The organism is Kitasatospora sp. MAA4, from assembly GCF_029893355.1.
GTDB lineage: Bacteria > Actinomycetota > Actinomycetes > Streptomycetales > Streptomycetaceae > Kitasatospora.
Genome location: NZ_JARZAI010000025.1, coordinates 13,782 through 37,526, shown reverse-complemented (window position 1 = coordinate 37,526; position 23,745 = coordinate 13,782). Strand labels below are relative to the sequence as shown.

At 70.6% G+C, this 23,745-nt stretch carries 24 protein-coding genes and 4 tRNA genes; 9 read left to right on the top strand and 19 right to left on the bottom strand.

The annotated features are described in order from the left end of the window. Positions 1–116 precede the first annotated feature (116 nt). Genes P3T37_RS28190 through P3T37_RS28170 form a run of 5 tightly spaced genes read right to left on the bottom strand, consistent with a single transcriptional unit; the run spans position 117 to position 5,426 of the window. On the bottom strand, positions 117–1,343 hold the full coding sequence (locus P3T37_RS28190; RefSeq protein ID WP_280726722.1) for a glutamate synthase-related protein: 1,227 nt from the start codon (positions 1,341–1,343) through the stop codon (positions 117–119). Further along, positions 1,340–2,332 carry an asparagine synthetase A gene (locus P3T37_RS28185; protein ID WP_280726721.1) on the bottom strand — a complete coding sequence of 331 codons (993 nt, stop codon included), beginning with the start codon at positions 2,330–2,332 and terminating at the stop codon, positions 1,340–1,342. The genes P3T37_RS28190 and P3T37_RS28185 overlap by 4 nt, the downstream gene beginning before the upstream one ends. Before the next feature lie 29 nt (positions 2,333–2,361). Further along, positions 2,362–3,645: a methylaspartate mutase gene (locus P3T37_RS28180; protein ID WP_280726720.1), complete on the bottom strand. Its 1,284-nt coding sequence runs from the start codon at positions 3,643–3,645 to the stop codon at positions 2,362–2,364. Continuing rightward, positions 3,642–4,085, bottom strand: a complete 444-nt coding sequence (locus P3T37_RS28175; RefSeq protein ID WP_280726719.1) for a cobalamin-dependent protein — start codon at positions 4,083–4,085, stop codon at positions 3,642–3,644. Before P3T37_RS28175 ends, P3T37_RS28180 begins: the two co-directional genes overlap by 4 nt. Before the next feature lie 39 nt (positions 4,086–4,124). Next, positions 4,125–5,426, bottom strand: a complete 1,302-nt coding sequence (locus P3T37_RS28170) for a helix-turn-helix domain-containing protein (RefSeq protein WP_280726718.1) — start codon at positions 5,424–5,426, stop codon at positions 4,125–4,127. 309 nt (positions 5,427–5,735) lie between these two features. Between P3T37_RS28170 and P3T37_RS28165 the strand changes: the two genes are divergently transcribed. Beyond that, positions 5,736–5,927 (top strand): hypothetical protein, encoded by a 192-nt coding sequence (locus tag P3T37_RS28165; RefSeq protein WP_280726717.1) that lies wholly within the window; start codon positions 5,736–5,738, stop codon positions 5,925–5,927. 443 nt (positions 5,928–6,370) lie between these two features. Here the strand turns inward: P3T37_RS28165 and P3T37_RS28160 are convergent, their stop codons facing one another. The 6 genes from P3T37_RS28160 to P3T37_RS28135 form a co-directional block, all read right to left on the bottom strand. Beyond that, positions 6,371–6,892 carry a hypothetical protein gene (locus P3T37_RS28160; protein WP_280726716.1) on the bottom strand — a complete coding sequence of 174 codons (522 nt, stop codon included), beginning with the start codon at positions 6,890–6,892 and terminating at the stop codon, positions 6,371–6,373. Between the two features lie 163 nt (positions 6,893–7,055). Beyond that, positions 7,056–8,306 (bottom strand): M23 family metallopeptidase, encoded by a 1,251-nt coding sequence (locus P3T37_RS28155; RefSeq protein ID WP_280726715.1) that lies wholly within the window; start codon positions 8,304–8,306, stop codon positions 7,056–7,058. Between the two features lie 29 nt (positions 8,307–8,335). Beyond that, positions 8,336–8,701, bottom strand: a complete 366-nt coding sequence (locus P3T37_RS28150) for a DCC1-like thiol-disulfide oxidoreductase family protein (protein WP_280726714.1) — start codon at positions 8,699–8,701, stop codon at positions 8,336–8,338. A 22-nt stretch (positions 8,702–8,723) separates the two neighbouring features. Then, positions 8,724–9,746 (bottom strand): hypothetical protein, encoded by a 1,023-nt coding sequence (locus P3T37_RS28145; RefSeq protein ID WP_280726713.1) that lies wholly within the window; start codon positions 9,744–9,746, stop codon positions 8,724–8,726. Continuing rightward, positions 9,743–10,429 carry a DUF5819 family protein gene (locus P3T37_RS28140; RefSeq protein ID WP_280726712.1) on the bottom strand — a complete coding sequence of 229 codons (687 nt, stop codon included), beginning with the start codon at positions 10,427–10,429 and terminating at the stop codon, positions 9,743–9,745. The genes P3T37_RS28145 and P3T37_RS28140 overlap by 4 nt, the downstream gene beginning before the upstream one ends. Before the next feature lie 97 nt (positions 10,430–10,526). Then, a complete protein-coding gene (locus tag P3T37_RS28135) occupies positions 10,527–10,883 on the bottom strand; it encodes a hypothetical protein (protein WP_280726711.1) in 357 nt (118 codons plus the stop codon). Between the two features lie 626 nt (positions 10,884–11,509). On the opposite strand from P3T37_RS28135, the gene P3T37_RS28130 reads away from it, so the two are divergent. Beyond that, on the top strand, positions 11,510–12,076 hold the full coding sequence (locus P3T37_RS28130) for a helix-turn-helix domain-containing protein (RefSeq protein WP_280726710.1): 567 nt from the start codon (positions 11,510–11,512) through the stop codon (positions 12,074–12,076). Positions 12,077–12,287: 211 nt separating this feature from the next. Here P3T37_RS28130 and P3T37_RS28125 read toward each other — a convergent pair whose 3' ends face one another. The 3 genes from P3T37_RS28125 to P3T37_RS28115 form a co-directional block, all read right to left on the bottom strand. Beyond that, entirely contained in the window at positions 12,288–12,515 is a 228-nt protein-coding gene (locus tag P3T37_RS28125; protein WP_348533290.1) for a phospholipase D-like domain-containing protein, read from the bottom strand. 126 nt (positions 12,516–12,641) lie between these two features. Next, positions 12,642–12,714 (bottom strand) — tRNA-Lys (locus tag P3T37_RS28120). Positions 12,715–12,761: 47 nt separating this feature from the next. Continuing rightward, positions 12,762–13,499: a nucleotidyltransferase domain-containing protein gene (locus tag P3T37_RS28115; RefSeq protein WP_280726708.1), complete on the bottom strand. Its 738-nt coding sequence runs from the start codon at positions 13,497–13,499 to the stop codon at positions 12,762–12,764. 151 nt (positions 13,500–13,650) lie between these two features. Here P3T37_RS28115 and P3T37_RS28110 point away from each other — a divergent pair, with 151 nt between their 5' ends. Beyond that, positions 13,651–13,956 carry a hypothetical protein gene (locus tag P3T37_RS28110; protein ID WP_280726707.1) on the top strand — a complete coding sequence of 102 codons (306 nt, stop codon included), beginning with the start codon at positions 13,651–13,653 and terminating at the stop codon, positions 13,954–13,956. 13 nt (positions 13,957–13,969) lie between these two features. Here the strand turns inward: P3T37_RS28110 and P3T37_RS28105 are convergent, their stop codons facing one another. From P3T37_RS28105 to P3T37_RS28095, 3 genes are all read right to left on the bottom strand, one after another. After that, a complete protein-coding gene (locus P3T37_RS28105; RefSeq protein WP_280726706.1) occupies positions 13,970–14,797 on the bottom strand; it encodes a TIGR02452 family protein in 828 nt (275 codons plus the stop codon). A gap of 140 nt (positions 14,798–14,937) precedes the next feature. Then, positions 14,938–17,346 carry a DEAD/DEAH box helicase gene (locus P3T37_RS28100; RefSeq protein ID WP_280726705.1) on the bottom strand — a complete coding sequence of 803 codons (2,409 nt, stop codon included), beginning with the start codon at positions 17,344–17,346 and terminating at the stop codon, positions 14,938–14,940. A 195-nt stretch (positions 17,347–17,541) separates the two neighbouring features. Next, positions 17,542–18,441 carry a hypothetical protein gene (locus P3T37_RS28095; RefSeq protein ID WP_280726704.1) on the bottom strand — a complete coding sequence of 300 codons (900 nt, stop codon included), beginning with the start codon at positions 18,439–18,441 and terminating at the stop codon, positions 17,542–17,544. 345 nt (positions 18,442–18,786) lie between these two features. On the opposite strand from P3T37_RS28095, the gene P3T37_RS28090 reads away from it, so the two are divergent. The 5 genes from P3T37_RS28090 to P3T37_RS28070 all read left to right on the top strand — a co-directional run bounded on the left by P3T37_RS28090 (position 18,787) and on the right by P3T37_RS28070 (position 20,234). Next, positions 18,787–19,128 (top strand): metallopeptidase family protein, encoded by a 342-nt coding sequence (locus P3T37_RS28090; RefSeq protein WP_280726784.1) that lies wholly within the window; start codon positions 18,787–18,789, stop codon positions 19,126–19,128. A gap of 133 nt (positions 19,129–19,261) precedes the next feature. Continuing rightward, positions 19,262–19,334, top strand: a tRNA-Glu gene (locus tag P3T37_RS28085). A gap of 66 nt (positions 19,335–19,400) precedes the next feature. Beyond that, positions 19,401–19,474 (top strand) — tRNA-Asp (locus P3T37_RS28080). 29 nt (positions 19,475–19,503) lie between these two features. Beyond that, positions 19,504–19,577 (top strand) — tRNA-Phe (locus tag P3T37_RS28075). A gap of 111 nt (positions 19,578–19,688) precedes the next feature. Beyond that, positions 19,689–20,234, top strand: a complete 546-nt coding sequence (locus P3T37_RS28070) for a Uma2 family endonuclease (RefSeq protein ID WP_280726703.1) — start codon at positions 19,689–19,691, stop codon at positions 20,232–20,234. 229 nt (positions 20,235–20,463) lie between these two features. Here P3T37_RS28070 and P3T37_RS28065 read toward each other — a convergent pair whose 3' ends face one another. Then, positions 20,464–21,507, bottom strand: coding sequence for an alpha/beta hydrolase (locus P3T37_RS28065; protein WP_280726702.1), 1,044 nt, complete (start codon positions 21,505–21,507; stop codon positions 20,464–20,466). Positions 21,508–21,538: 31 nt separating this feature from the next. Beyond that, on the bottom strand, positions 21,539–22,468 hold the full coding sequence (locus P3T37_RS28060; protein ID WP_280726701.1) for a zinc-binding dehydrogenase: 930 nt from the start codon (positions 22,466–22,468) through the stop codon (positions 21,539–21,541). A gap of 155 nt (positions 22,469–22,623) precedes the next feature. On the opposite strand from P3T37_RS28060, the gene P3T37_RS28055 reads away from it, so the two are divergent. Then, positions 22,624–23,634, top strand: coding sequence for a LysR family transcriptional regulator (locus P3T37_RS28055; protein WP_280726700.1), 1,011 nt, complete (start codon positions 22,624–22,626; stop codon positions 23,632–23,634). Positions 23,635–23,745 lie beyond the last annotated feature (111 nt).

The following is a 23,745-nucleotide window of genomic DNA, read 5'->3' as shown; positions in this document are numbered from 1 at the left end:
CATGATTCAACCCCGCTGGATTAACGACACCGATGCAGTGTGCCGACGATATGACGCACCCGAATGTGCGAGTCGGCAGAAGAACAGGAAGAAGAACGGCAGTATCAGATGCCGGTTCAGGGCGACCAGACGTCGTCCGGGGAGATCTCACCCGGAGCGTACTTTCCGAGCGCCGAAACAATCAGCCGCATTTCCATCGAAAGGCATTCCACGAAACGGATCAGGCCGTCCTGCTGGTCCTCGGCCACCGCAAGCAGGGCCGCACGGCCGAGGCCCACCGCGGTCGCACCCAGCGCCAGGCTCTTGACCGCCCTGCCGCCCTCCCAGATCCGCCCGGAGACCAGCAGGCACGGGGGCTTCTCGCCGATCCGGCGCAGGCACTCGGCGAGCGGGAGGCCCACCTGCCCGGTGAACGCCGACGGCGCCCAGCCCGTCCCGCCCTCCGCGCCGTCCACCGTCACGGCGTCCGCACCGGCCTCGACCGCCACGCGTACCGCTTCCGCCACGTCCCGGCCGGGGATCAGCTTCACCCAGACCCTGGCCTTCGGGAAGTTGTTGCGCATCAGCCGGATCTGCTGGCGCAGGATCTCCGCCGTGAAGGTGCCGGGGCTGCTGGAACGCAGCACCCGCCCCTCGCCGAAGACCGGGTCGAGCCCGTACTGGCCCGCCATCCGGGCGGCCGCCTCGGCGTCGACCACCGTCATGCCGCCCAGGCCCGGCTTGGCGCCCTGACCCACCTTCAGTTCGAAGGCCAGGCGCCCCGAGTCGAGCAGCGGACGGGCCGCGGGGTCGCTGTAGACGAGGTTCCACACCTCCGCATCCGCGTCCTCGGTGCTCTGCTGCACGGCGACACCGCCGTCCGGCCCGTCGCCCAGGTGTTCGGTGTACGCGCGCAGCCGCCCGAGCAGCGAGCGCCCCGCGTCCTCGTCCAGCCGTCCGTACCCGTTGACCGGGACGACGTTCTCGCCGATGACCATCGGGATCCCGAGCGCTCCGGCCTGGCGGCTCAGCGCCAGACCGAGGTCGCCGCCGGCGGCCCGGGTCGAGCCCAGCGCCGACACGTACACCGGCAGCGGGGAGCTGAACCCGCCGATCACCGTGCCGAGTTCGACGTCCTGGTAGAGCGGCTCACGGCCGAGGTCGATCAGTTTCGCCAGCCGCTGCGGCATGAACACCGGCGGCACCAGGCGCATCGCGTCCAGCTGGTCGCCGGGGGTACCGCACTGCGCGCCGAACAGCACCTGCCCGTACTCCGCGGCGGGCGGGAACGCGGCGGCGGCGCCCGTTCTGGCCCGCAGCCGCACCGCCTCGCCGGGGAACCCCGGCGCCGTCAGGTCGCTCACGGCGAGACCACCCCGGGCAGCTTGGGGAAGGCGTTCGCCTGCCACACCGCGTCGAGACCGGCCACGTAGCGGGTGAGGCGCTCGACGCCGATGCCGAATCCGGCGCTGGCCGGGATGCCCTCCTTCACCAACTCCAGGTACCAGCGGTACTTCTGCGGGTTCTCGCCGGTCTCCCGCATCCGGGTGATGATCTCCGCGTAGTCGTTCGTCCGCTCGCTCCCGCTGCACAGCTCGCCGAAGCCCTCGGGGGCGATGAGGTCGAAGTTGCGCAGCACCCCGGCCTCGGTCCGGGACTCCCGGTCGTAGAAGCCCCGCGAGCCCTTCGGGTAGTCGGTGACGAAGAACGGCCGGCTGGACTTCGAGGACAGCAGCGCCTCGCCCGCCCAGTCGATCTCGGCGTCCGCGCTCTGGTCATGGCCCACCGCGTGCAGGTCGGCGACCGCCTCGGCGTGGGTGGTCCGGGCGAACATCCCCTGGACCAGGTCGGCGAAGGCGTCCACGTCCCGGCCGAGCGCCGCGAACTCCTCGGGCAGCGCCGCGATCGTGCGCTGCACCATGTGCACGACGAGGTCCTCGACGAGCTGGATGATCTGCTCCCGCGAGGCCCCCGCCACCTCCACGTCGAGCTGGTGGAACTCGGCGAGGTGGCGGCTGGTGTTGGCGGTCTCCAGCGGCTCCAGCCGGACGTTGGGCGCGATGCAGAAGATCTTGTCGAAGGCCAGCAGGGAGGCCTGCTTGTACAGGATGGCGCTGGTCATCAGCTTGTAGCGGTGGCCGTAGAAGTCGATGTCGACCTGCTTCGAACCACGGCCACCGGGGTCGGTGACCGGCCCGATGACCGGCGGCAGCATTTCGGTGAACCCGGCCGACGTCAGGTACTCGCGCGCGGCGGCGAGCAGCTGGTTCTGGATGCGCAGGGTGCTGCGCGTGGCCGGGGACGACAGGTGAGCGCGGGGGTCTCCCGGCTGCGTGGGCCCATCCTCGATCATGGCGTCTTGTCCCAATCTCTCATGGTGAATCATCGCGAAACGGATATTCCGGCACCGGCCGGCGCCTCGTAGGCCCGCCGGTCGAAGGTCCTCTGTACGTAACTCAGCGCGCCCAGCAGCTCCGAGGAGCCGAGGATCGGCGACCGGCCCTTCTCGACCATCGAGGCGATCGGCATCGACCCGGCGGTGGCCCAGTGCAGCCGCCCTCCGGCGTCGAGGCGGCTGCGGGAGCGCCCGGCGTTGTCCGGGTGCAGGCAGTACGGAACGTCCAGGTAGCCCTTGGCGAAGGCGCGGACCAGCGCCCGTCCGACGTCCTCGCCGAGTTCCAGCACGGCGTCGACCAGCGCACGCGCCTCCGCGTAGAGGCCGGTGTCGGGGACGCTGGCGTGTGCCCCCGCCCGCCGCTCCTCCGCCGCCACGCCGGCCGCGCTCTCCAGCGCCCGCACGTTCTCCGCGACCGTGGGGATGCGGTGCGCCTCGGCCGTCGTCTTCACGATCAGCCGGGCCGCCCCCGTCCGCACCGACAGCCGGGCCGCCTCGTCGAGCAGCAGCTGGGCACCGCCGGGCGACTGCGGGTACACGCCCATGTAGGCGTAGACGACGACGTGCCAGTCGATGTCCGCCAGCAGCTCGGCGGCGAGCCGCGACAGCGCCGCGACGGCCTCCTCGTCCTGGTGGATGTTCGCCTGCTGCGCGTAGCTGAGCGAGATGCTGCGCAGCCCGTGCTGCCGGAAGAACAGCCCCTCCAGCACGCTGATCGCCACCAGCAGGCTCGGCGGACAGAGCTGGCCCATCATGCAGCCGCCGAAGGTCTCCAGATGCGGCTCCAGCCCGGTGCCCCGGACCGAGGCCAGCAGCTCGCAGCACCGCTCCCAGCTGGCCACCGCCTCCCGCAGCGGGGCCCGGCTGTAGGGCAGGCAGTACGAGACCGGACCGCCCTCGGTCGCGTCCAGGCCCGCCGCCAGCAGCGCGGCGAAGATCGCCTCCGGCCGGGCGGACCCGTGCCGGACCTGGACCGGGAAACCCGCGTCCGCGATCCCGCTCAGCACCGCTCTGGTCACACCGGCCTCGTACGAGACGATCGGGTAGCCGTTGAGGCCGACGCCCTCGTCGATCGCCCGCCTCGCCGCGGCGATCTCGCCCGTCCTGGTGTAGCTGTCCAGCGTGATCGTGCCGACCGTGGTGGCCGCCGCCCGCCGGGTGGCGGCCAGGCCGTCCCGCATGACGAGGGGATCGCTCATCCCCATCCGCGGCTGCACCACCAGCTCGCCCGCTGCTCTGGCCTGCGCGACGAAGCGCCCGAACCCCGTCACAGCAGCACGCGCGTGGACAGGGACTCCAGGAACTCCAGGAACGCCTCCACCGAGGCGCCCTCCTCGAAGACCCCGTCGAACCCCGCCGCGCGCAGCGCCCTGGCCGAAGCCCCGTCGCCCACCCCGGCGATGCCCAGCTTCCCGCCGATCACGATCGGCGTTCCCATCAGCTCGGGGCAGGACCGCAGCCCGTTGATCACCCGCATGCCGTCGTTGAACCCGTGCCCGTTGACGCTGCTGACAACGATCAGATCCGGCTCCGCACGCCGGCATTCCTCGACAACGAGCTCATCGGGAACGCAGGCGCCCAAATTGGTCACCCGGTGACCGAGCTCCTCCAACAGCAATTGCAGGAACACCAGATTCCAGGTGTGGGAATCCGAGACCATGGACGTCACAATGACATCCAGCTCACGGTGCCCGACTCTCTCGCACTCCATGACAGAACCCTCGTCGATAGTCGATTGGTGGTGAATTCGTCAGCCCGCCAGCGCCGTGAGGACCGGGAACTCGTGTCGTCCGGCCGCCGCCGTGGACCAGCGGTTGCGTTCCTCCCGGCACAGGACGCGGAACAGGTTCAGCACGGTGAACCGGACCCCGTCGTGAGCCGCCGCGCCCTCCGCCGCACGGATCACACCCCGGGAGAACAGCTCGTGGACGGCCTCCAGGCACTCCTGGACCGGCCGGCCGGTCATCAGGACCGCCTCCTCCACCGACCAGCCCTGCTCCTCGTCCGCCAGCCTCGCCAGCAGCGCACGTTGACGAGGCGCCAGCGCCCTCAGCGTGCGGTTCAGCGACTCGCGGACGTCCCCGCGCTCGCAGGACGTCACCGGCGGCGCGGCCAGCGCGAACGGGCTGCCCGTCAACCGCTCCATCAGCTGACCGGGCGACTGCACCGCCGTCCAGCCCGCCGCGAACTCCAGCGCGCGGGGAAGCCCGTCCAGGTACCTGCACAGCTCGGCGATCACCGGCGCCTCGTGCTGCCCCAGCGTGAAGCCGGGCCTCAGCCGCCGCATGTGCGACACCAGCAGCCGCACCGACCCGACCGCGCCCAGAGCCGACACGTCACCGTCCTGGCCGGCCACCGGCGTCTCCAGCGGCGCCAGCGGGATCACCTGCTCACCGTCGAGCCCCTGCGGAGCCCTGGAGGTGATCAGCACCCGCAGCCCCGCGCAGCGATGGAACAGCTCGTCCAGCATCGCGGGGTTCACGCCGCCGTCGGCACCGTCCAGCACCAGCAGCGTCGGCCGGGTGTCGATCAGCTCGGCCAGCCCGTCGAACCGCCCGTGCGCCAAGGCCGAACCCCCGCCCACCACCTCCCGCTCGCCGCAGGGCGTCCACTGCACCGACCACTGCACCGCGTCATGAACCCGCCAGGCCACCTCAAGCGCGAGCCTGCTCTTGCCCACCCCGTCCAGCCCGACCACCGACACCAGCCGGTCACCGTGCACGGTGAGCGCCTCGAACAGCGCCTCGGTCTCCGCCTCCCGCGCCACCATCGCGTTCCGCGCGGCCGGCGGCGCCACCGGCTCGGAAGCGAACTCCCGCTGCCTGGCCGCCGCCTCGAAGGACGATCGCGTCCGCCCCTCGATCCGCAGCGCGTCGGCGAGCAGCCGAACCGTCTCGTGCCTCGGCCGCCGCACCCGCCCGGTCTCCATGTCCCGGACCGCCCGCACACTCAGCGTCGCGTAGTCGGCCAGGCTCTGCTGCGTCAGCCCGGCCCGTTCGCGCCGGATCTTGAGCAGCTCACCAAAACTCGATACCGGCTGACCACCATCCATGCCGCTCTCCTCGTACGTCTGCCGACAACCCCACCGGGGCCGTACGGCCACCCGGCCGGTTCCCCTGCTGCCAGATGCTCCACGCAACGGATCTACGGCAGATCGACGGTCGATCTCCACCCCGGATATCGACCCCGCAGAACCGGCCGACTGCGCACCGTGAGCAATCGGTCACCACGCCGCGCCGCGACGCACTCCCCAGCATCTGACCTTCAGTCAAAACTGCATGAAGGGCAGCCGATTGGGAATCCTCCCCCCAGCAGAAGCACCCCTCGACATCATCGCCGCGAACCACAGAGGTGGCCCCACATGAACGATGCGCACGCACGTACCGGAGGAACGCTGCTCCTGGCCCTCGCGCTCCTGGCGCTGTCCTTCGGCGCCATCGCGCTCGCGGTGGTGCTGCACGAGATCCTGACCACGCTACTGCTGACGGCATGTGCGGCCGGGTTGATCGCCGCCGGCGTCCGGCTCCTGGGCAGGACAGGCGGGGCACGCTGAGTTTCGAGCCGGCGGCGGGCGCCGACCGGGCGGCAGGACATGAAAAGGCCAGGTCAGACGGTGTCTGACCTGGCCTCGCGTCACGTGGGGCGCCAGGGGCTCGAACCCTGAACCTACGGATTAACAGTCCGGGAGTACCCGCAGCGTCACCGTCCCAGGTAGGTGCCGGTTGATGCCGCCAAGTGTCGCCAAATCCGACGTTTGGGCAGATTCAGACACCATGTAGAGCCTGGCTGCGACTCCCGAGCGACCGCGACAAGGCAGCGACGTGCCGCACTGTGCCGCGAAGTCCGAAGGTGTTCGGATGGTAGGTCGAGGATCTTGCCACGCGGATCTTCACCTTCCTGGATAACAAGATCCATTGTCAGGCGTGTCCGCATCGCGGGGGTCACCTCAGGATGTCCAGGGCTGCGGGCCTGGCAGGATCGATCCATGTAGAGGAGTCAGCCCTGCAGCCGGTCGGCTGCGGCCCTGGCCAGTGCCTGTGAGAGGTTGCTGTCCCCGGCGGACGGGCTGCCGAGGGTGGTGGTGATCACCGTCGCGAGTGCCGCCCCCTTGCGGATGGAGATCATTTGGGCAATGACTTCGGCTGGCCCTGTGCCCGAGGTCATTTGGATGCCGTAGGACTGATCGCCGAGGGTAGGCACGGTTATTGAGGTGATCGTGACGGTGGTGCCGTTGACGGTGCGGGTCTTGGGGCACTGTGTAAGCGAGACGGTCAGGCGATCAAGTGCCGTGCGGGCCTGCGCCGTTGTGGTGGTGGTGATCGTCTCATCGATGAGTGGATGGGTCGCATCCTTCGAGAACTCCACTGCTGCTGTTGGCGTGTTGCTACCGCTGACAGCGGAGTTGACACCAACGGTGCAGGCTGATGGCTGACTCGCCGACTGGATTGGAAGTGGCATGTTGTCGGTGCGGTTGGCGAGTTGATAGCCACTGGGCATGTCCGCCGGGGTGAGGAGCATGGCGGTCTGCGCAGGGGTAGTGGCCTGAGGGGTCGGACCGAGGCTTCGGCTACAGCCGACCAGGAGGCCGAGGGCCATGATGGCAACAACAGTGGCGCTGGCAGCGCGGGCGCAGTGCATGATTCCTCACACGAGATCGGCGTGCGGACAAAGGCAGTTGTGCTCAGCGGTCGAGACGTTCGCCCCGGAGCAGGGCGCGTGTTGGTCGGCTGGCAAGTCGTAGCGGCACCGGGGCCACAGTGTCGGAGGTGCGGACCTCGGCGTGGATGTGCAGGTGGGGCTCAGTGGTGTTGCCGGAGTTTCCCACCAGGGCGAGAGGTTGTCCGACGGTCACGGTCTCGCCCTGCTGGACGCGAATGCTGTTCTTCTGCAGGTGGGCGAGGATGACAATGGTGCTCTCCCCGTCGGCCCCAGCTGTGGCGCGCGGGACTTGAAGGGCGATGTGGTTGCCGACGGTCGGCTGCGCGTGGAGCGGTCCGGGTTCGAGCGGACTGGCCAGGACGGGTTGGTCTTCGTAGCCGTCGACGCAGGCGATGACGGTCCCGTCGCAGGGGGCCGTCACGGTCGCGCCGTATGCGTGGTAGGCGTCGCTGTTTCGCGGTACTGGGCCGCGGGCCCTGGCCCCGTAGCGGTCGAGGCAGATGAGGTCGAGTGCGAAGCGCTGTGTCGGGCTGCGGGTGTGGTGGTTGATGGACGGGCCGCCGCCCTGAAAGACCAGGACTCGGCGGTCCGGCAGCGGGTTGGAAATCAGGAGGGGGCTGCGGCTGCTGCGCGCTTCACGACTGCTGATGGTCATCGCGACCGCGCTGAGTACGGCTGCCGCCGTGAGCGCCAGGCTCCAGAACGAGGCGTGACCTGTGGGCAGGCCGGGCAGTCGCACGGCTGCGACGCCGAGAAGGACGAGGGTGATCAGCGCCATGGCAGTGCGGCTGTACTGGCTGATCCAGGCCCACGGTGCGCGCAGCCAGCTGGCCGGGACCAGCGCGAGGCTGGCGAGGAGGGACTGCAGGGCGTCGGTTCGGGTACCGGTCATCGCGGCGTTGACGGCCAATGCCGGGGCGGCCAGGACGGGGACGACGAGGGCGAGCAGAGGAACGAGCAGGCGCTGCCGAACCGACCGGGCCTGCCCCGGGTGGGCGATGCCGAGCCACAGCAGGACGATGCGCCCCTGGGGGTCGATGTTCACCGAGGCCGGCAGGGCTCCCTGTGCGCAGTTCACGCGGTACTTGCCTGCCGGGCCATCAGGGGTGACGGAGCGGACCTCCCCGAACTCCTGTCGGACCTGATCACGGATCGCCTCCAGGTGCTCAGCGCCGATTCGCTCGGCGAATCCTGGGGCGAAGATCGATCGGTCGAGCTGTGGGGCGGTCAGGAACTCACGCAGTCGTTCCTGTTCGGTGTCTGTCTGGTTCATCCTCGTGGTTCCCGTCCTGGTTCAGGTGATCAGCGGACGATGCCGCAGCTGTGCTCCCAAGGGCCCGGTATCCTTCTGCGGTTGCGGGCGACGGCCCGGTAGCCCCAGCGGCAGAGTGTGGACACCCCGGGCACGGTCATCAGCCGGCCCAGGCACGACCAAGGGGCTCGATTGACGCGCAGCCAGCGGGCGAACGCCTCGTGGCCCGGGTATCTCCCCGTCTCGTCGATCCACCACGCGGCCTGTGCCGTCTGGGCCTCGGAGAGACCGAGCGTGGACAAGTCGATGGACTGCCATGCCTGGGGGACGGGCTGTACGGGGAGCCGTTGCTGGAGTTGGAGCAGGCTCCAGCGGCAGAACCCGCACTCGCCGTCGAAAACGAAGGTGGCTTCCACACGGCGTCCGGTCGAGGGAGCATCAGACTTCATGGGCGTCCACCAAAGCGATCGAAGGGTCGGCGAGCGAGGAGGGGACGCTCTCAGGCAGGGTCGGGCGGGCAGCGCGGACGCGGCTGAGAAGGGTCCGCGCCCGGGTCGCCAGGGCCCGGTAGTCGTCATCGCGCAGGCAGGCGAGGTCGCCGCCGATCATGATGCCCGCGAAGACGACCAACCCCATGCCGAACGCGATGCCGATGTGCAGGGCCTCGATGCTCGCCACCCCCAGCTCGCGCAGCCAGCGGCGCCGGGTGACGACGAACAGCGGGAAGGCGACTTCGATGACGATGGTGAAGTAGCTGAGCGCGGTGCCTGCGAAGGCGTTATTCATCAGCCAGGTCAGCGGACCGGAGAACGCGAACTGATCCAGCCGCGAGATGAAGTACATCGAGGTGCCCTGGTACCAGGTCTGGCCGATCACCTTCCACACGCCGGAGACGAAGTAGAGCACGGTGACCTGGAAGACGACGAAGAGCGCCATGAAGTTGTGCAGCAGAGTGACCGCACTTGGCCCGCTCTGCGCGGCCAGCTTGCGCCGGCGCCGCTCCGCGAACGGACTGAAGTAGGCGTCCGTCGTGGCGAAGGGGAGGAACAGGATGACGATGCGCGCCAGGTTGTCCCCGCCTTCGAGCAGTTGGGGGTCGCGGATGAACAGCGAGAGCAGGAACACTGCGTGGATGACCGTCAGGATCCGGCCGCCGAGGACGGCGAACGCCAGGGCGACGACGATGCCGAGATGGAAGACGACCTCGAACCACAGCTGTGAGGTGCTGAACTGGTAGAGGGAGAACTGTCCGCCGGGGATCGTGTGGCGGAACTCCGTGAAGGAGGTCACGGCGTCCGGTCCCCAGAGCAGTTCCCTGTTGCCGTAGTCGGACATGTACATCACGAGCGCAGACCCGCCGAGCACCACACGTAGCAGGGCCAGGCCGATCAACCGGTGGCGCTGGACGGCGAATCGCTCGAAGAACTGCTCGGTTCGGACCAGGAGGACCGACCCCTTCATGCTCCCACCCCCGCGGTGTAGGTCTTCCAACCGGAGTCCCAGTACTGCTTCCAGGGCTGCTGCGTCTGCTGGTACCGGTCGGAGAACGGCGTGATCTCCTGCTGCACCAGCACCGCCCGCACCTCGGTGATCGTCTCGCCTGGGTACTGCGCTGCTGCCTCCGCGGAGGCGAAGCGTTGAATCTGGTCGAAGCAGGCGGCGTACTGGAGGTTCAGCGCCTGAAAGGCCCGCTGCTGGGCAGCGTCGTCCAGGTGCGCGCCGGTGATGGTGCCGCGTGTGCCCATGTAGTCGGAGATCTGGTCATGGAATGCCATGGGCAGCGCGATCAGTCGGCTCGGAGCCAGGCGGTCGTGCTTGGCATGATCGATCAGCTGCGTGGTGGCGTTGACCGGCGGGCCTTCATGCTGGGCGCCGGCAGGGTCGACGTAGCGGGCCTGCACGATCCAGTCGAGGTTGTCGGTGGGCGGGTTGGGCGCGAACAGCGTCCACACCTGGTCGAAGTAGGGGTGAGTGAGTTTCGACGTGTACGGCAGGAGGCGTACACGGGCCGGAGATTGCGGAGCTACCAGCACGCAGACGCACAGCGCGAAGGCGGCGAACACTATGCTGAGCACCAGCCCGCTGAGCAGTACCAGGGAGAAGCGCCGCTCCGGCACGCTCGCAACGTTCGGATTGTCGTCCATCTTCCGATCCATCCAAGGCTGTTCAGGGGAGCGGGGCCCGCTGCTTGCTTCAGCGGGCCCCGCGATGAACCGCGCTAGCGGTGGTCGTGCTGTGGGATCAGTGCTGGATGTTGAACTGCGTGTCGCTCACGGCCTGGTGCTGCGAGGACGCGGGGCTGGCCAGAGCGATGCTGGTCCAGGTCGACGCGGCCACGGCCCCGCCAACGGCCGGCGAGTAGGCAACCGCACCGTCGTAGACGGCCTGACCGGCGACGACGCCGGCCGCGCCTTCCAGCACCGCGCCGAGCCACTGCGGGTGGCTGACGTCGGGTGCCCCCTTGACCACGGTCGCGGCGGTCGTCTTGTTGGCCAGCGCGGAGCTGTCGTCGGCCATTGCGATTCCGGCGGATCCCACGGACAGCACGGCCGCGCAGGCCAGCGTCGCCAGAACCTTCTTGTGCGTGAACTGCTTCAAGATCAATCTCTCCTTCGGGTGCAGAGCACGGAAACTCCGAGTACGCCCGAGGGGTGAATGCGTGCGCAGCGCAAAGCCCCTGGTCAACAAGAGCTTCAGCCCCCCGGCTGCGTTTCTTTGCGATCGCAAGAGAAACGCTAACAGATTTGCATGCACAGCCACGAGGCAGCAGGCAAAGGAATGGTCAATTAGATCACCATTTTCAGCGAAAATGTCGCCCGATCAATAAACAAAAGAGGCATCCACTGACACTTGGGTAATTAGGGTGATATATGGCTTCTAATTGGACAAAAGTTCTACGGAATAACGTATTCCGATTATCCGCCACGGATCGAGCCGCTGTTCGCCGGGGCCATCGTGTTCCGCTCGGCGGCACGGGGAACGCCGGCGAGCGAGGCGGGGAGGCATCCTGCGCAGGCCGGCCGCGACTATCCCTTGGGATAGAAGGGACGAGCGAAGTGACCGGAGGGGTCCTACGTCACGACCGCAGGACAGCGTCGATGGAGAGCCGGGCCCACCCTGGGGCTCGACCCGCAGCCCTTCGACGGCAGGCGTACAGCCACTGGTCTCCCGCTTGTTACGCCCTGGCGATGCGGAACGCTGGACTCCCGTAGTAACGTTCAGTCATGTCGATACGAGGGATAGCGGCGCGGAGCGCCCGCATTACAGCCCGATTGGCGATGCTTGAACGGCGAGTTGCGTCCCTTGAACAACGGAATGCCGTCCCCAGCTCTGAGCCCACCACCTTCTGGGTCGCCGAGCGACTCAAAGAACGTCACGGCACCCCCTTCGAGAAGGGCGAGGTGAGCGGCTCTCTGGTCTACGCAGGCGTTCTGAAGACGCCAGGATCAGGCAGCCTGCTGTGGCAGGTCGAGGAGCCGGTGCCCGAGGTCCTGGCGACGGGCTGGTCACCAGCCGCTCCCGTACTCGCCGCCCTGGCTCACCCCGTACGGCTTGAGATCCTGCGCCGCCTGCTTCAAGGCGCGCACAACACACAGGCACTACAGGAAATACCCGAGCTCGGCACGACGGGGCAGCTGTACCATCACCTGCGCCAGCTTCAAGCTGCTGGATTCGTGGTTCAAAATCGCCGCAACGACTACGCACTGGCGTCCGAGAAGGTCGTGAGCTTTCTTATCATCGTGATAGCTGCGGCCGGAATATCTCACCCGGAAACTTCCGCAGACAACTAACAGCAGTGACAGCGCAGTCTCGTCAGCTCATAACGAGTCCCCCACAGTTCTGGCCTCGGAGTATGAGTCAAAGGCTGCTGCCGCTGTACCAAAAGACCTACCCAGAAGACCGGGCTCGGTCGGGCACTCCCTCCCGCTCGCCCTGCTCGGACCAGGATCCCGGCCGCTTCCGTTCTGGTCGCATGGGCATTATTGCTGATCACGGGAAATCTCAATCTGGCTGCGCGGCAGGCCCCGGGACTCGCTCGCACAACACCCCTTCCGCCTCGTGCAGCTCTCGTTCGACAGTCTCCGTGAGGTTCGGGTTGTCGACGAGGTCGCCGAACTCGACGTTGTTGTTCTCAGCACTCCAGGAGAAGTTCGCACTGGTCACCAGCAGGAGGCGGTGGTCGATCGCGAGGAACTTTGCGTGGTTGCGCACGTACGTGCCGCCAGGAATCCCCGCTCGCTGACCGCGCTGTCACGCCCCACCCGGGCCCCACCGCCGACCCACCACAGAGCCGATCATGACGAAGGGCGTTCCCCTCAGAGGGAGAACGCCCAGGCCAGGCATTGTTTGATCTTGTGGGGCGCCAGGGGCTCGAACCCTGAACCTACGGATTAAAAGTCCGCAGCTCTAACCATTGAGCTAGCGCCCCGTCGGCTGGGCGACCACCGTGGTGGTACGGCACCTGCCGCGATGATCCTACCCGGTGATCCCCGCGCGTTGACCAGTGTTTCGGGCGCCGCGCGGGTCGCGTTCCTGCGGCTGCGCGGGGGCGGGCAGGTGGGCGCGGCGTAGGCGGCGGAGCCAGTCTTCGACGGCCGGTTCGTCCGGGGTGTCGGGGAGGACGCCGGGGCGGTCGAAGCGCTGTTCGGCGTCGGCCAGCAGGGGGACGGCGAGGTCGGGGTGGTCGGCGATGCGCTCGCCCAACTCCCGTACCCGCTCGGGGTCGGTGAGGCGGACTCGGAGCTCGCCGGTCTCGTGCAGCCGGACGCCCTGTTCCAGCAGCCGGACCAGGTGGCGGGCGTGCTTGGCGCCCTGGGTCCGGGATCTGGTGTCGGTGCGGTCGCGGGTCTGCAGCTTCCGGAACTGCTGAGTGGCGTAGCCGAGGTAGGAACCGCGCACCGCCCGGCTGCTCAGCAGGCCGGTTCGCAGCCCGATCAGCTCGTCCCCCAGCTCGGTTCTGACCTCGTACAACTCATCGGGCAGCCAGGCGAGTTCGGAGGCGGTCGGGTTGCAGTTCAGGGCCAGCCGGCACCACTTGGCGGCCTCGTGCCAGGTCCGGTCGGGCGCGGTGGTGACGTGCGACTCGACCGGTCGGCGCAGGCCGTGCAGCTCCTCGGTGCGGACGGCGAACATGCCGAGCCGGTCCACGTCCGACCCCGCGTGCGCCAGCCCGTACGCGGTGGAACCCACGATGCCGGACAGCACCTCGTACATCACTCACACCCCTGACCTGTTCTCGTCTGCCGAGAGTCTCCCCGCTGCCCGGGTTTCCCCGCGACCCATTTCCGCGCGACCCATTTCCACGCGCACCCCCGGGTTAGGGTCGATCGAAAGGCCCCGCACAGACCAGAGACTGGAGTACACGATGGCGAAGATCCCGACCGCTCTGATCGCGGCGACCGGGCTGATCGGCGGCTACGGCGCCGCGCGCTGGACGGGCCGGCGCGAGCTGGGCGGCGCGGTGCTGGCGGGCGCGGGCGCGGCCTGCGCGTACCGCTGGCGGCGGGAGAGCGGCGCGGCCTCGGCCGTGGCGCTGACCGGGCTGTACCTGGGGGCGTTCGGCGGCTCGCACCCGCTGGCGAAGAAGATCGGCGCCTGGCCGTCCGTGCTCGCCGTCACGGGCGTGGTGACGGCGGCCTCGGCGCTCACCCGGCGCGCCGCCTCCAACTAGCACCTGATCGGTCTCAGGACCGGCCGCCGAACCGGGCTTCGAAGGCCGCCCGGTTCGGCGAGACCGGCGTGCGGTCCCAGACCGCGAAGACCACCCGGTCGAACGCCGTCCCGTAGCGGCCGAGCGCGAGCTCGAAGGCCTCAGCCACCTCGCCCGGGTCGTTCGCGAACACCCCGCAGCCCCACGCGCCGAGGACCAGCTCCCGTACGCCGTGCCGCGCCGCGACCGCGAGCACCATGGCCGCGCGCTCGGCCAGCACCTCCCGTACGTCGACGTCCGCGGAACGGCGGCGCAGCTGGCCGGCGTTGGGGGCGGGCGAGGTCAGGAAGCCCACCTCGTACGGCTGGGCGGCCAGTTCGCCGCGCCCGTCGCGGATCACCGGCACGTCCGGCGAGAAGATCACCCGGTGGCTGTAGCGGAGGTCGTCGCCGGCGCGGTGCGCCGCGTAGTAGTCGGGCGCGGCCAGCAGGCACGAGTACAGCAGCGCGGTGCGGCAGACGTCCTCCTCCTGGGCGCGAGCGCCGCGCAGGTAGCCGCCGCCGGGGTTGCGGGCCGAGGCGAAGTTGAGCACGCCGATGTGTCGCGCGCCCGCCCGGTGCAGCCGTTCGGCGGCCTGCATGCTGCCCTCGGCGGTGACCTCCACCCGCGCCCGGTCTGCTGCGGCGGGCGGTGCCGACTCCAGGAGCGCGGTCAGCTGCTCCGGGGTGTAGCTGACCGTCCCGGCCCGGGCCGCGGCCAGCCGCGCCGCCACGTCCACCGTCGCGCCGCTCGGGCTCCGGTACGTCCCGCGCTCGGCGATCTCCTCGTTCACCACGGCCACTTGGTGCAGTCTGCTGCTCATGCGTCAGACCGTACGGGCTGACGGCCCGGCCCGCCACCTAGTTATTCTCACTCGCAGCACAACTGAGCTCCGGCAACGCCGACGGGCCCGCCCCACCGAAGTGGAACGGGCCCGCCGACTGCTTACTTCACTACCGAGTGTCAGCTCTTCCAACGCGGCTTGCGGTCGCCGCCGTTGAAGCCGCCGCCACCGTTGCCGCCGTTGAAGCTGCCGCCACGGTTGTCGCGGTCGCCGAACGAACGGCCGCCACCGCGGTTGTCGCGGTCACCGTAGGAGGAACCACCCTGCTGCGGGCGGCCGCCCGAGCGGTGGTCGTCGCGGCGGGCGAACGGACGGCTCGCGCCGGCGCCGCCGCCGGTGCGGTTGTCACGGTCACCGAAGGAACGGCCGGCCGGACGGTCACCGAACGAACGCGCCGGACGGTCGTCGCGGTCGCGGTTGAAGCCGCCACCCGAGGAGCGGTTGTCACGGTCACCGAACGAGCGACCCGCCGGACGGTCACCGAACGAACGGCCACCGCGGTCGTCGCGGTCGCGGTTGAAGCCGCCACCGGAGGAGCGGTTGTCACGGTCACCGAAGGAACGGCCGGCCGGACGGTCACCGAACGAACGCGCCGGACGGTCGTCACGGTCACGGTTGAAGCCGCCACCCGAGGAGCGGTTGTCACGGTCACCGAACGAACGCGCCGGACGGTCATCGCGGTCACGGTTGAAGCCGCCACCCGAGGAGCGGTTGTCACGGTCACCGAACGAACGCGCCGGACGGTCGTCACGGTCACGGTTGAAGCCGCCACCCGAACGGTTGTCGCGCTCACGGCCACCGCCGCGGTTGTCGCGGTCACCGTAGGAACGGGCCGGACGCTCGTCGCGCGACTCGCGGAACGCCGGAGTGCGCTCCTCACGCGGCTCGCGGACCTCGCGGACCTCACGGACCTCGCGGACCTCACGGGCCTCGCGCACCGGCGCGGCGTTCTCGGCGACGCCGGTCTCGCCCGCGACGGCCTCCACGACCGGGGCGTCGTCCTCGATGCCCAGCTCGGCACGCTCGCGCGCCGCGCGGGCGGCCAGGCGGTCGGCCTCGTCGCGCAGCTCGGTCGCCCGGCGCTGCGCCTTCTCCAGCTGGCGGGTCATGTCGGCGATCTCACGCTCGGCGGCACCGGCGATGCCGGCCGCGCTCTCCGCCTGGACCTCGATCAGCGAGCGGGCGCCGGTGATCCGGGCCACCTCGGCGTCGAAGGCGTGGTCGAGGATGTGGCGGCTGGCGTCGACACCCGCGTCCTCCATCAGGCGGAACACGCCACGGCGCTGGTGCGGCAGCACCAGGGTGACGACGGCGCCGGAGCGGCCGGCCCGCGCGGTGCGGCCGGAGCGGTGCAGGTAGTCCTTGTGGTCGCCGGCCGGGTCCACGTTGAGGACCAGGTCGATGTCGTCCACGTGGATACCGCGGGCCGCGACGTCGGTGGCGACGACGACGTTGAGGTAGCCGTCCTTGAAGTCGCCGAGCACCCGGGTACGGGCGCCCTGGGTCATCCCGCCGTGCAGTGCGTCGGCCTTCACGCCGGCCTCGATCAGCTGCTCGGCCACCCGGTCCGCGCCCATCTGGGTCCGGACGAAGATGATCGTGCGGCCCTTGCGGGCGGCGATCGCGTTGGTGATCGGCGCCTTGTCCTTGGGCTTCACCACGAGGATGTGGTGGCTCATGGTGGTGACCGCGCCCTGGGCCGCGTCGACCTCGTGGGTGACCGGGTTCTTCAGGTAGCGCTTGACCAGGCTGTCGATCTCGTTCTCGAGGGTGGCCGAGAAGAGCAGGCTCTGGCCGCCGGTCGGGACCTTGTCGAGGATCTCAGTGACCTCGGGCAGGAAGCCCATGTCGGCCATCTGGTCGGCCTCGTCCAGGACGGTGACCATCACGTCGTCGAGCTTGGCGACGCTGCGGTTGATCAGGTCGCGCAGGCGGCCGGGGGTGGCGACCAGGACGTCGACACCGCGCTCCAGCGCGTAGATCTGGTTGGACATCGAGGTACCGCCGCAGACGACCTTGAGCTTGAGGCCGAGCACCGAGCCGAACGGCTCCAGCGCGTCGGCGACCTGCATGGCCAGCTCGCGGGTCGGGACCAGGATCAGGCCGCGCGGGTGCTTCGGGCGGGTACGGCCCTCGGCGCCGGCGATCCGGGTGAGCAGCGGCAGGCCGAAGCTCAGGGTCTTGCCGGAGCCGGTGCGGCCGCGGCCCAGGACGTCCTTGCCGGCCAGCGCGTCCGGGATGGTCGCGGCCTGGATCGGGAACGGGGTGGTGACGTCACGCTTGGCGAGAGCACGCACGATGTCGTCGTGCAGGCCCAGGTCGCCGAAGGTCACGGTGCGCTCGGCGGGGGCCGCCGGGGCGTCGTCGAGGTCGGCGTCGAGCTCCGAGTCGAACTCGGCCTCGAAGGACTCGATGACCTCAGTGACCTCGGTGGGGTCGATCGCGTCGGCCGGAGCGGCGTCAGCGGGGAAATCGGCGGCGGAGCCGCTCGCGGGCATGGCGAAGCGGTCGTCGTCAACGAGAGACATGCAAAACCTTCCGGAAGTGGCACGCGCCTAAGTCCGGGGGTTCGCATACAACCGCCTCAATGCGGTCAGCCACGGATCGCCGGAACGCGCCAGGGGCGCCAATGGGGATTCAGGGCGCCAGACAAATGAATCAAACGAACGATCTACCAAGATAGACGAACCACTACTCCGAAGGCAAATGCGCTGGCCAGGCCCTCAATGCCCAGCCGAACCAGCACCCGGGGCCGCGGAACCGCTACTGCTCGCGGAGGGGCCCGGAAGGGCCGGAACGGACGGCAGCGGCGACGGGTGGCTGGAGCTCGGCGGCGACTCCACCGGCCCGCCCGGGCTGGACGAGGCGCCGGTACCGCCGCCCGAGCCGCCCGCGGTACCGCCACCGGCCGCGCCGCCGCCGGTGGACCCGCCACCCGCCCCCGTACCGCCCGCGGCGCCGCTGGTGCCCCCTGCGGCGCCCGTACCGCCGGAGCCCGTCGCCCCGCCGGACGTGCCCCGGACCGTGCCGCCCGCCCCGCCGCCCCCGGCCGTGGTCCCGCCGGTCGGCGCTCCCGCCGACTCGCCCGGACGGACCGGAATCGCGACCACACCGCCGGGCAGCGGCGCGCCGGGGAGTGCCGACATGCCGGGGCTGGGGTCGCCGGCGGCCACCACCGAACCGCCCGCGCCGGGTGCACCGGCCGCCGCGCCCGCCGAGGCGGCCTCGCCCCTGGCCCCGCCCGTCCGCTCGGTCCGGGAGCCGCCGCTGCGACCCTGGCCGGCGCTCGTCCCGGTGCTCGGTCGGCCGGTCGGGTTGGCCTGGCCGGCGGTACGCCCGGCCGGCTGCTGGTCCGAGCTGGGGCTGACCTCCATGCAGCCGGCCACGCTCAGACCGGCCAGCGCGAGGACGGCCGTCCGCACCGCCACCGTGCGGAACACCGCCGGCCGGGTGGGCGGGCCGCTCCGCGCCGCCCGCGCGGCGACGGCCGAACGCACCGACCCGCCACGCCCGGCCGTCGCCACCCCCACCGCCCGGCCCAGCTGCCCGCCCACCGCGCCGGCGAGCGCACCCGGGACCGCGCCGCCCGCAACCGCCACCCGGACGGCCCTGGCGCGCAGCACGCCGCCCCGGGCACCGCCGAGCGCAGCGCCCGCCCCCGCGCGGCCCTCCGCAGCCGTACCCCGTGCCGTGCCCCCGCTCGAACCCGTCGGAACCATCGCCGCCGCCTCTCCGCCCGCCCCACCTGGCCGCCCATCGCGCACGGCCGCTTTCGGTGCCCAACGCCTGGCGCGCCGCGTGGACACGGCCGAACGCCCACCGGATGGCCGTCCAGGGCTCCGCCGTCCGAATCCGCTCGAACAGATCGAACGACTCACCCCGCGCGGCGAACTGGCGTGCCGAACCGACGTGCGACCGCACACCACCTGGCACGCCCTCACCCGGCCGCCGACAATGGGCCCGTGGACATGAGCCGGGACGATTTCGAGGCACTGGTCAGCGACGCGCTCGACCAGATCCCCCCGCAGCTGGCGGCGATGATGGACAACGTGGCGGTCTTCGTGGAGGACGAGCCCGACCCCGCCACCCCCGACCTGCTCGGCCTCTACGAGGGCACCCCGCTGACCGAACGCGGCGAGTGGTACGCCGGCGTACTGCCCGACCGGATCATCGTCTACCGCGGCCCGACCCTGCGGATGTGCGAGACGCGCGAGCTGGCGATGTCCGAGGTCCGCACCACCGTCATCCACGAGGTGGCCCACCACTTCGGCTTCGACGATCACGAACTGCACGAGCTCGGCTGGTCATGAGTCCCCCGTCGCCTCCCCTGCGGCTCCCCACGCCACCCCGCCTCGCCTGCCGAAACCGGTTTTGGCGTTCCCGCCCGCATCCCATATGCTTCTCACGTCCCCGACCGCTGGAGATCAGCCGGGCGGGCCGCAAGCCCTCATCGTCTAGTGGCCCAGGACGTCGCCCTTTCAAGGCGGTAGCACGGGTTCGAATCCCGTTGGGGGCACGGCAGTACAGTTCGACAGCAGTACGCGGTACAAGTAGTACAGTCAGGGTCGCAAGGCTCTGTTGAGGTCCTGTGGAGCAGTTGGTTAGCTCGCCACCCTGTCAAGGTGGAGGTCGCGGGTTCAAGTCCCGTCAGGATCGCTCATCCCCGCAAGGGGATGGTGCAGTACGGCCAGGTAGCTCAGTTGGTACGAGCGTCCGCCTGAAAAGCGGAAGGTCGCCGGTTCGACCCCGGCCCTGGCCACAGCTGCTGAACAGCAGAAAGCCCCCAGCGAGATCACTCGCTGGGGGCTTTTTCGTGTCCCCCCGGAGCTACGCTGAGGGGCAGCCCGGCACACCCCAGGAGGCGCCGCGCATGAACCCGGAGCATTTCGCACTCCTCGAAGAGGCCCGCCGAAGCCTGCCCGACGGGTTCAAGGTGGAGCTGTCAGGCGACACCATCGTGATGACGGTCAGCCCCTCGGGCATCCACCAGCGAAACCTTCTCCTGGTCCGCCGCCAGTTCGACGCGCACGCCCCGTCGGAGCTGCTGCCGAGCGAGAACACCGACCTCGTTTCACCGAACGTGGGCAAGAGCCGCAACCCGGACCTGACATACCTTCCGGGCGAGGCGTTGGAGACGACTGACAATCAGGTCCCCTCCGAAGTCGCCGCTGTCGCCGTCGAACTGGTCTCCCCCTCCAACCCGGAGAACGACTGGGTCGGGAAGGTGCGCGACTACCCGCTGATGGGGATCCCGCTGTACCTGTTGATCGACGCCAGGCTGAAGACCGTCACGCTCTTCAGTCGCCCCGACGGCACGAAGTACCACCGCCGCGAGGACATCGACTTCGGTGAGACGCTGCACATCCCGGAACCGTTCGACTTCGACCTGAGCACGACCGAACTGCTCCCCTACTGACCGTTGCCGGCCCGCCACCAGGCGGCCACCGCGAAGAGGCGGTCGTCGGTCTCGCCGGCCTTCCGCGCGCTGCGCCCCTGGCGGCCGCGCCGCCGCTCCGCAACTCGGCTTCAGCGGCCGCCAGTTGCTCCAGCGCCGGGCGGCGCGCTCAGCAACTCCAGCGGCTTCGGCGGCCAGAACGCCGTCCTCGCCTGCCGCTCCACCCCCTGATCCACCCCCTAGTCCACCCCTACAACCTCTCCACCAGCCAGTCCGCCGCCCCCGGCAGCCAGTCCGGGACGGCCTCACCGAGCAGGTGGCCGCCGTGCGGCACCAGCAGGTACTCGCCCTGCGGTACCCGCCGGGCCAGCGGCTCACCGTTGACCACGCCCGGGATGACGTCCAGGCCGCCGTCCACCACCCGCAGCGGTCCGGCGATCAGCGGGGCCACCTGCGCGAGGTCGACCCGGCGGGCGAACTCCTGCGCGGCGTCAGGGCCGCCGCAGCGCTGGGCGAGCGTCTCGGTGACGAACGGCGGCAGCGCGTCCCAGTCCAGGCGGTGCGGGCCGCTGACGGTGGCGGTGGCGCGGACCCGCGGCTCGCGGGCAGCGCTGACCGCCGCGTAGTAGCCGCCGAGGCTGAGCCCGATCACCGCGATCCGGCCGCCGTCCACGTCGCCGCGCGGCTCCAGCGCGTCGATCACCCGGCCGACCACCCGGTGATAGTCCGCCGTGGGGCGGCTGGTCGCGGCGAGCACTCCCTGCCCGGGCCCGTCCAGCGTGAAGGCCGCCACCCCGCGACGCAGCAGCGCCCGCGTGACGGCGTGGAACTCCTCCTTGCCGGAGTCCATCCCGGGCACCACCAGCACCACCGGCGGGCGCTCGATCCCGGCCGGCCGCCGCAACCACCCGACGAAGCCCTCCCCCTCGATCCGCACGGCCGTCGGGTCCAGCAGCTCCAGCGCTCGGCTCATCGCCTCGTCGGCGTCGGCGGCCGCACGGGCCGCGCCGTCCCGATCGGGGTGCGGGAGCAGGGTGGCGAAGTGGAACCAGCGGGCAGCCAGCCGGTAGGCCTCACCGGCACTCACCGTCCTCCCCTGCCCGAGCGCCCGGTCGCCCGCAGCCCGGTGCCCGCGCCCGGCCGCGGCGAACGCCTCGGGCCAGTCGCGCAGCGACCGCAGCCGCTCGGTGACCCGGCCGTACTCGTGCGGGTCGAGCCCGGCGCCGGTGGCCCGGGGGAGGTTGGCCGCCACGAAGGGCGCCAGCACGTCGGGCAGGTCCACAAATCTCGTCATGTGCATCGCTTTCCAGAGGTTCTCGGAGGGTTCAGATCGACGCGGACACCGTGAGCACGGCCTTGCCGCGGATCCGGCGCTCGCGCAGGTCGGCCAGCACGGCGGCGGTCTCCGCCCACGGCGCGATCCGCCCGATCTCCGGGGTGAGCCGGCCGGCGGCGACCAGCCGGACCAGGGCGGCCAGATCCTCGCTGTCGGGAACGTCGGAGTCCGCGTAGTGGAAGTGCCGCAGGGTCGCCGACTCGGGGCCGGCGAAGAAGTCGAAGAAGTCGAGCGTGGCCGGGGTCCGGCTGGCCTGGCCAAACCAGATCAGCGTCCCGCGCTTGGCCAGGCGGGCGAGTGCGAGCGGCAGGTCCGCACCGCCGGTCGACTCCAGCACGAGGTCGTAGGGGCCGGTCGCGTCGGCGACCTCGTGCACCACCTCCGCGGCGCCGAGCTCCACCAGCCGCCGCCCGCGCTCCGCGGAGGCGACCACCACGGTGACCTCGGCGCCGGCCGCGGCGGCGAGTTCGGTGACGTAGTGGCCCACGCCGCCGGAGGCACCGGTCAGCAGCAGCCGGCGGCCGATCACCGGCCCGGCGACGCGCAGCAGCCGCAGCGCGGTCAGACCAGCCAGCGGCAGGGCCGCGGCCTGCACGCTGCCGATCGACTCGGGCAGCTCGGCGAGCGCGTCGGTCGGCACGGCGACGTACTCGGCCCAGCCGCCGCCGGACGGGTGCCCCACCACCCGGGTGCAGGCCGCCGGCCCGGAACCGTCCGCGGCAGCCTGCACCACCAGGCCCGCGACGTCCTTACCCGGCTGCCACCGGGCCGCCGGGTCCTCCAGCTTGAAGGTCTCGCCGCGGTTCACCGAGAACGCCTCGACCTTCACCAGTGCCTCGTTCGGCCGCGGTCGGGGCTGCTCGACCTCGGCGAACGCCACCGGTACATCGGGCCGACCGGTCGCTGTCAGGGCCTTCATGATCGCTCCACACCCTCTCTCCGAGCCGTCGCCCGGTCACCCGACCGGACGGCTCCCAGCACACCCCGCACTCCGCGCCCCGGTCCAACAACCACCCGCCCCCGCCGACAACCGACGGTTGTCACCCACGCCCACCGACGCCCTAGGGTGACCGCATGGATCTCGACCTCGCCCAGGTCCGCGCCTTCACCTCCACAGCCGAGGAGCTGCACTTCGGCCGCGCCGCCGAACGCCTGGCGATCAGCCAGCAGGCGCTGTCCAAGCGGATCGCCCGGCTGGAGGAGCTGCTCGGCACCCGCCTGTTCGACCGCGACCGGCACGGCGTGCGGCTGACCGCTGCCGGCCGGCGCTTCCTGGAGCCGGCCCGGCGCCTGCTCGCGGACGGCGACAGCGCCGTGGCCGCGCTGCGCGAGGACCGGCGGCCGCTGCGGATCGACTTCTGGAGCCACCTCTACGTGCCGATGCGCACGGTCGCGCAGGCCGTCGAGGCGGCCGGGCTCACCGTGGAGCCCGCGCCCGGCCGCGACCTGCCGTCCGTGGCGGCCGCCCTGCTGCGCGGCGCGACCGACGCGGGCTTCGGCCGGGTCCACCCACTCGGCCGGCGAGGCCAGCGAGGCGAGCCAGGCGAGCCAGGCGAGCGACTCGACCGAGACGACCGAGGCGAGCGACTCGACGCAGGCCTGACCCACCGCCTGGTCCGCCTCGAGCCCGTCGACGTGCTGCTCAGCACCGCGCACCCGCTGGCCGACGCGACCGCCCTGCGGCCGGCCCAGCTACGCGACAGCGTCCTCTGCTACCCGGCACCCATCGACCGCCTGGACTTCCTGAACCGCTTCGCCGACCACTTCGGCATCACCGAGCGGGCCGGCGGCCGCAACCTCGGCTTCGACCACTTCATCCAGCACCTGCGCACCGATCCCCGGCACTTCTCGCTCTTCCCGGCCGACAGCCCGCTGCCGGACCTGCCCGGCGTCCGGTCGATCCCGCTGGTCGACCCGACGCCGCTCTACGCCTGGTCGCTGCTCTGGCGCGTCACCGACCCGCACCCGCTGCTCGAACCGCTGCTGCGCGCCTTCACCGAGCAGGCCCGGCACAGCCGCTGGCTGGACTACGACCCGCGGCACGACTGGCTACCGGGCCCGGACCGCGCCGCGCTACCGGGCTGAAGCCCCCAAGCCCCCCGGGTGTGACACTTGACGGGCTGAGAAGCCCACGTCGAATCCGCCAGGGGCACTCAGAAAAACCGAGGTGCGCCAGACCGCCCCTCCTTGCGAGCC

Bases quoted from the DNA above. Each gene is read 5' to 3' on its own strand.
- P3T37_RS28185 (WP_280726721.1), bottom strand. From the start codon at position 2,332: ATGATCGAGGATGGGCCCACGCAGCCGGGAGACCCCCGCGCTCACCTG.
- P3T37_RS28175 (WP_280726719.1), bottom strand. From the start codon at position 4,085: ATGGAGTGCGAGAGAGTCGGGCACCGTGAGCTGGATGTCATTGTGACG.
- P3T37_RS28170 (WP_280726718.1), bottom strand. From the start codon at position 5,426: ATGGATGGTGGTCAGCCGGTATCGAGTTTTGGTGAGCTGCTCAAGATC.
- P3T37_RS28165 (WP_280726717.1), top strand. From the start codon at position 5,736: ATGAACGATGCGCACGCACGTACCGGAGGAACGCTGCTCCTGGCCCTC.
- P3T37_RS28160 (WP_280726716.1), bottom strand. From the start codon at position 6,892: ATGCTCCTCACCCCGGCGGACATGCCCAGTGGCTATCAACTCGCCAAC.
- P3T37_RS28155 (WP_280726715.1), bottom strand. From the start codon at position 8,306: ATGAACCAGACAGACACCGAACAGGAACGACTGCGTGAGTTCCTGACC.
- P3T37_RS28145 (WP_280726713.1), bottom strand. From the start codon at position 9,746: ATGAAGGGGTCGGTCCTCCTGGTCCGAACCGAGCAGTTCTTCGAGCGA.
- P3T37_RS28140 (WP_280726712.1), bottom strand. From the start codon at position 10,429: ATGGACGACAATCCGAACGTTGCGAGCGTGCCGGAGCGGCGCTTCTCC.
- P3T37_RS28130 (WP_280726710.1), top strand. From the start codon at position 11,510: ATGTCGATACGAGGGATAGCGGCGCGGAGCGCCCGCATTACAGCCCGA.
- P3T37_RS28115 (WP_280726708.1), bottom strand. From the start codon at position 13,499: ATGTACGAGGTGCTGTCCGGCATCGTGGGTTCCACCGCGTACGGGCTG.
- P3T37_RS28110 (WP_280726707.1), top strand. From the start codon at position 13,651: ATGGCGAAGATCCCGACCGCTCTGATCGCGGCGACCGGGCTGATCGGC.
- P3T37_RS28105 (WP_280726706.1), bottom strand. From the start codon at position 14,797: ATGAGCAGCAGACTGCACCAAGTGGCCGTGGTGAACGAGGAGATCGCC.
- P3T37_RS28100 (WP_280726705.1), bottom strand. From the start codon at position 17,346: ATGTCTCTCGTTGACGACGACCGCTTCGCCATGCCCGCGAGCGGCTCC.
- P3T37_RS28090 (WP_280726784.1), top strand. From the start codon at position 18,787: ATGAGCCGGGACGATTTCGAGGCACTGGTCAGCGACGCGCTCGACCAG.
- P3T37_RS28070 (WP_280726703.1), top strand. From the start codon at position 19,689: ATGAACCCGGAGCATTTCGCACTCCTCGAAGAGGCCCGCCGAAGCCTG.
- P3T37_RS28065 (WP_280726702.1), bottom strand. From the start codon at position 21,507: ATGACGAGATTTGTGGACCTGCCCGACGTGCTGGCGCCCTTCGTGGCG.
- P3T37_RS28060 (WP_280726701.1), bottom strand. From the start codon at position 22,468: ATGAAGGCCCTGACAGCGACCGGTCGGCCCGATGTACCGGTGGCGTTC.
- P3T37_RS28055 (WP_280726700.1), top strand. From the start codon at position 22,624: ATGGATCTCGACCTCGCCCAGGTCCGCGCCTTCACCTCCACAGCCGAG.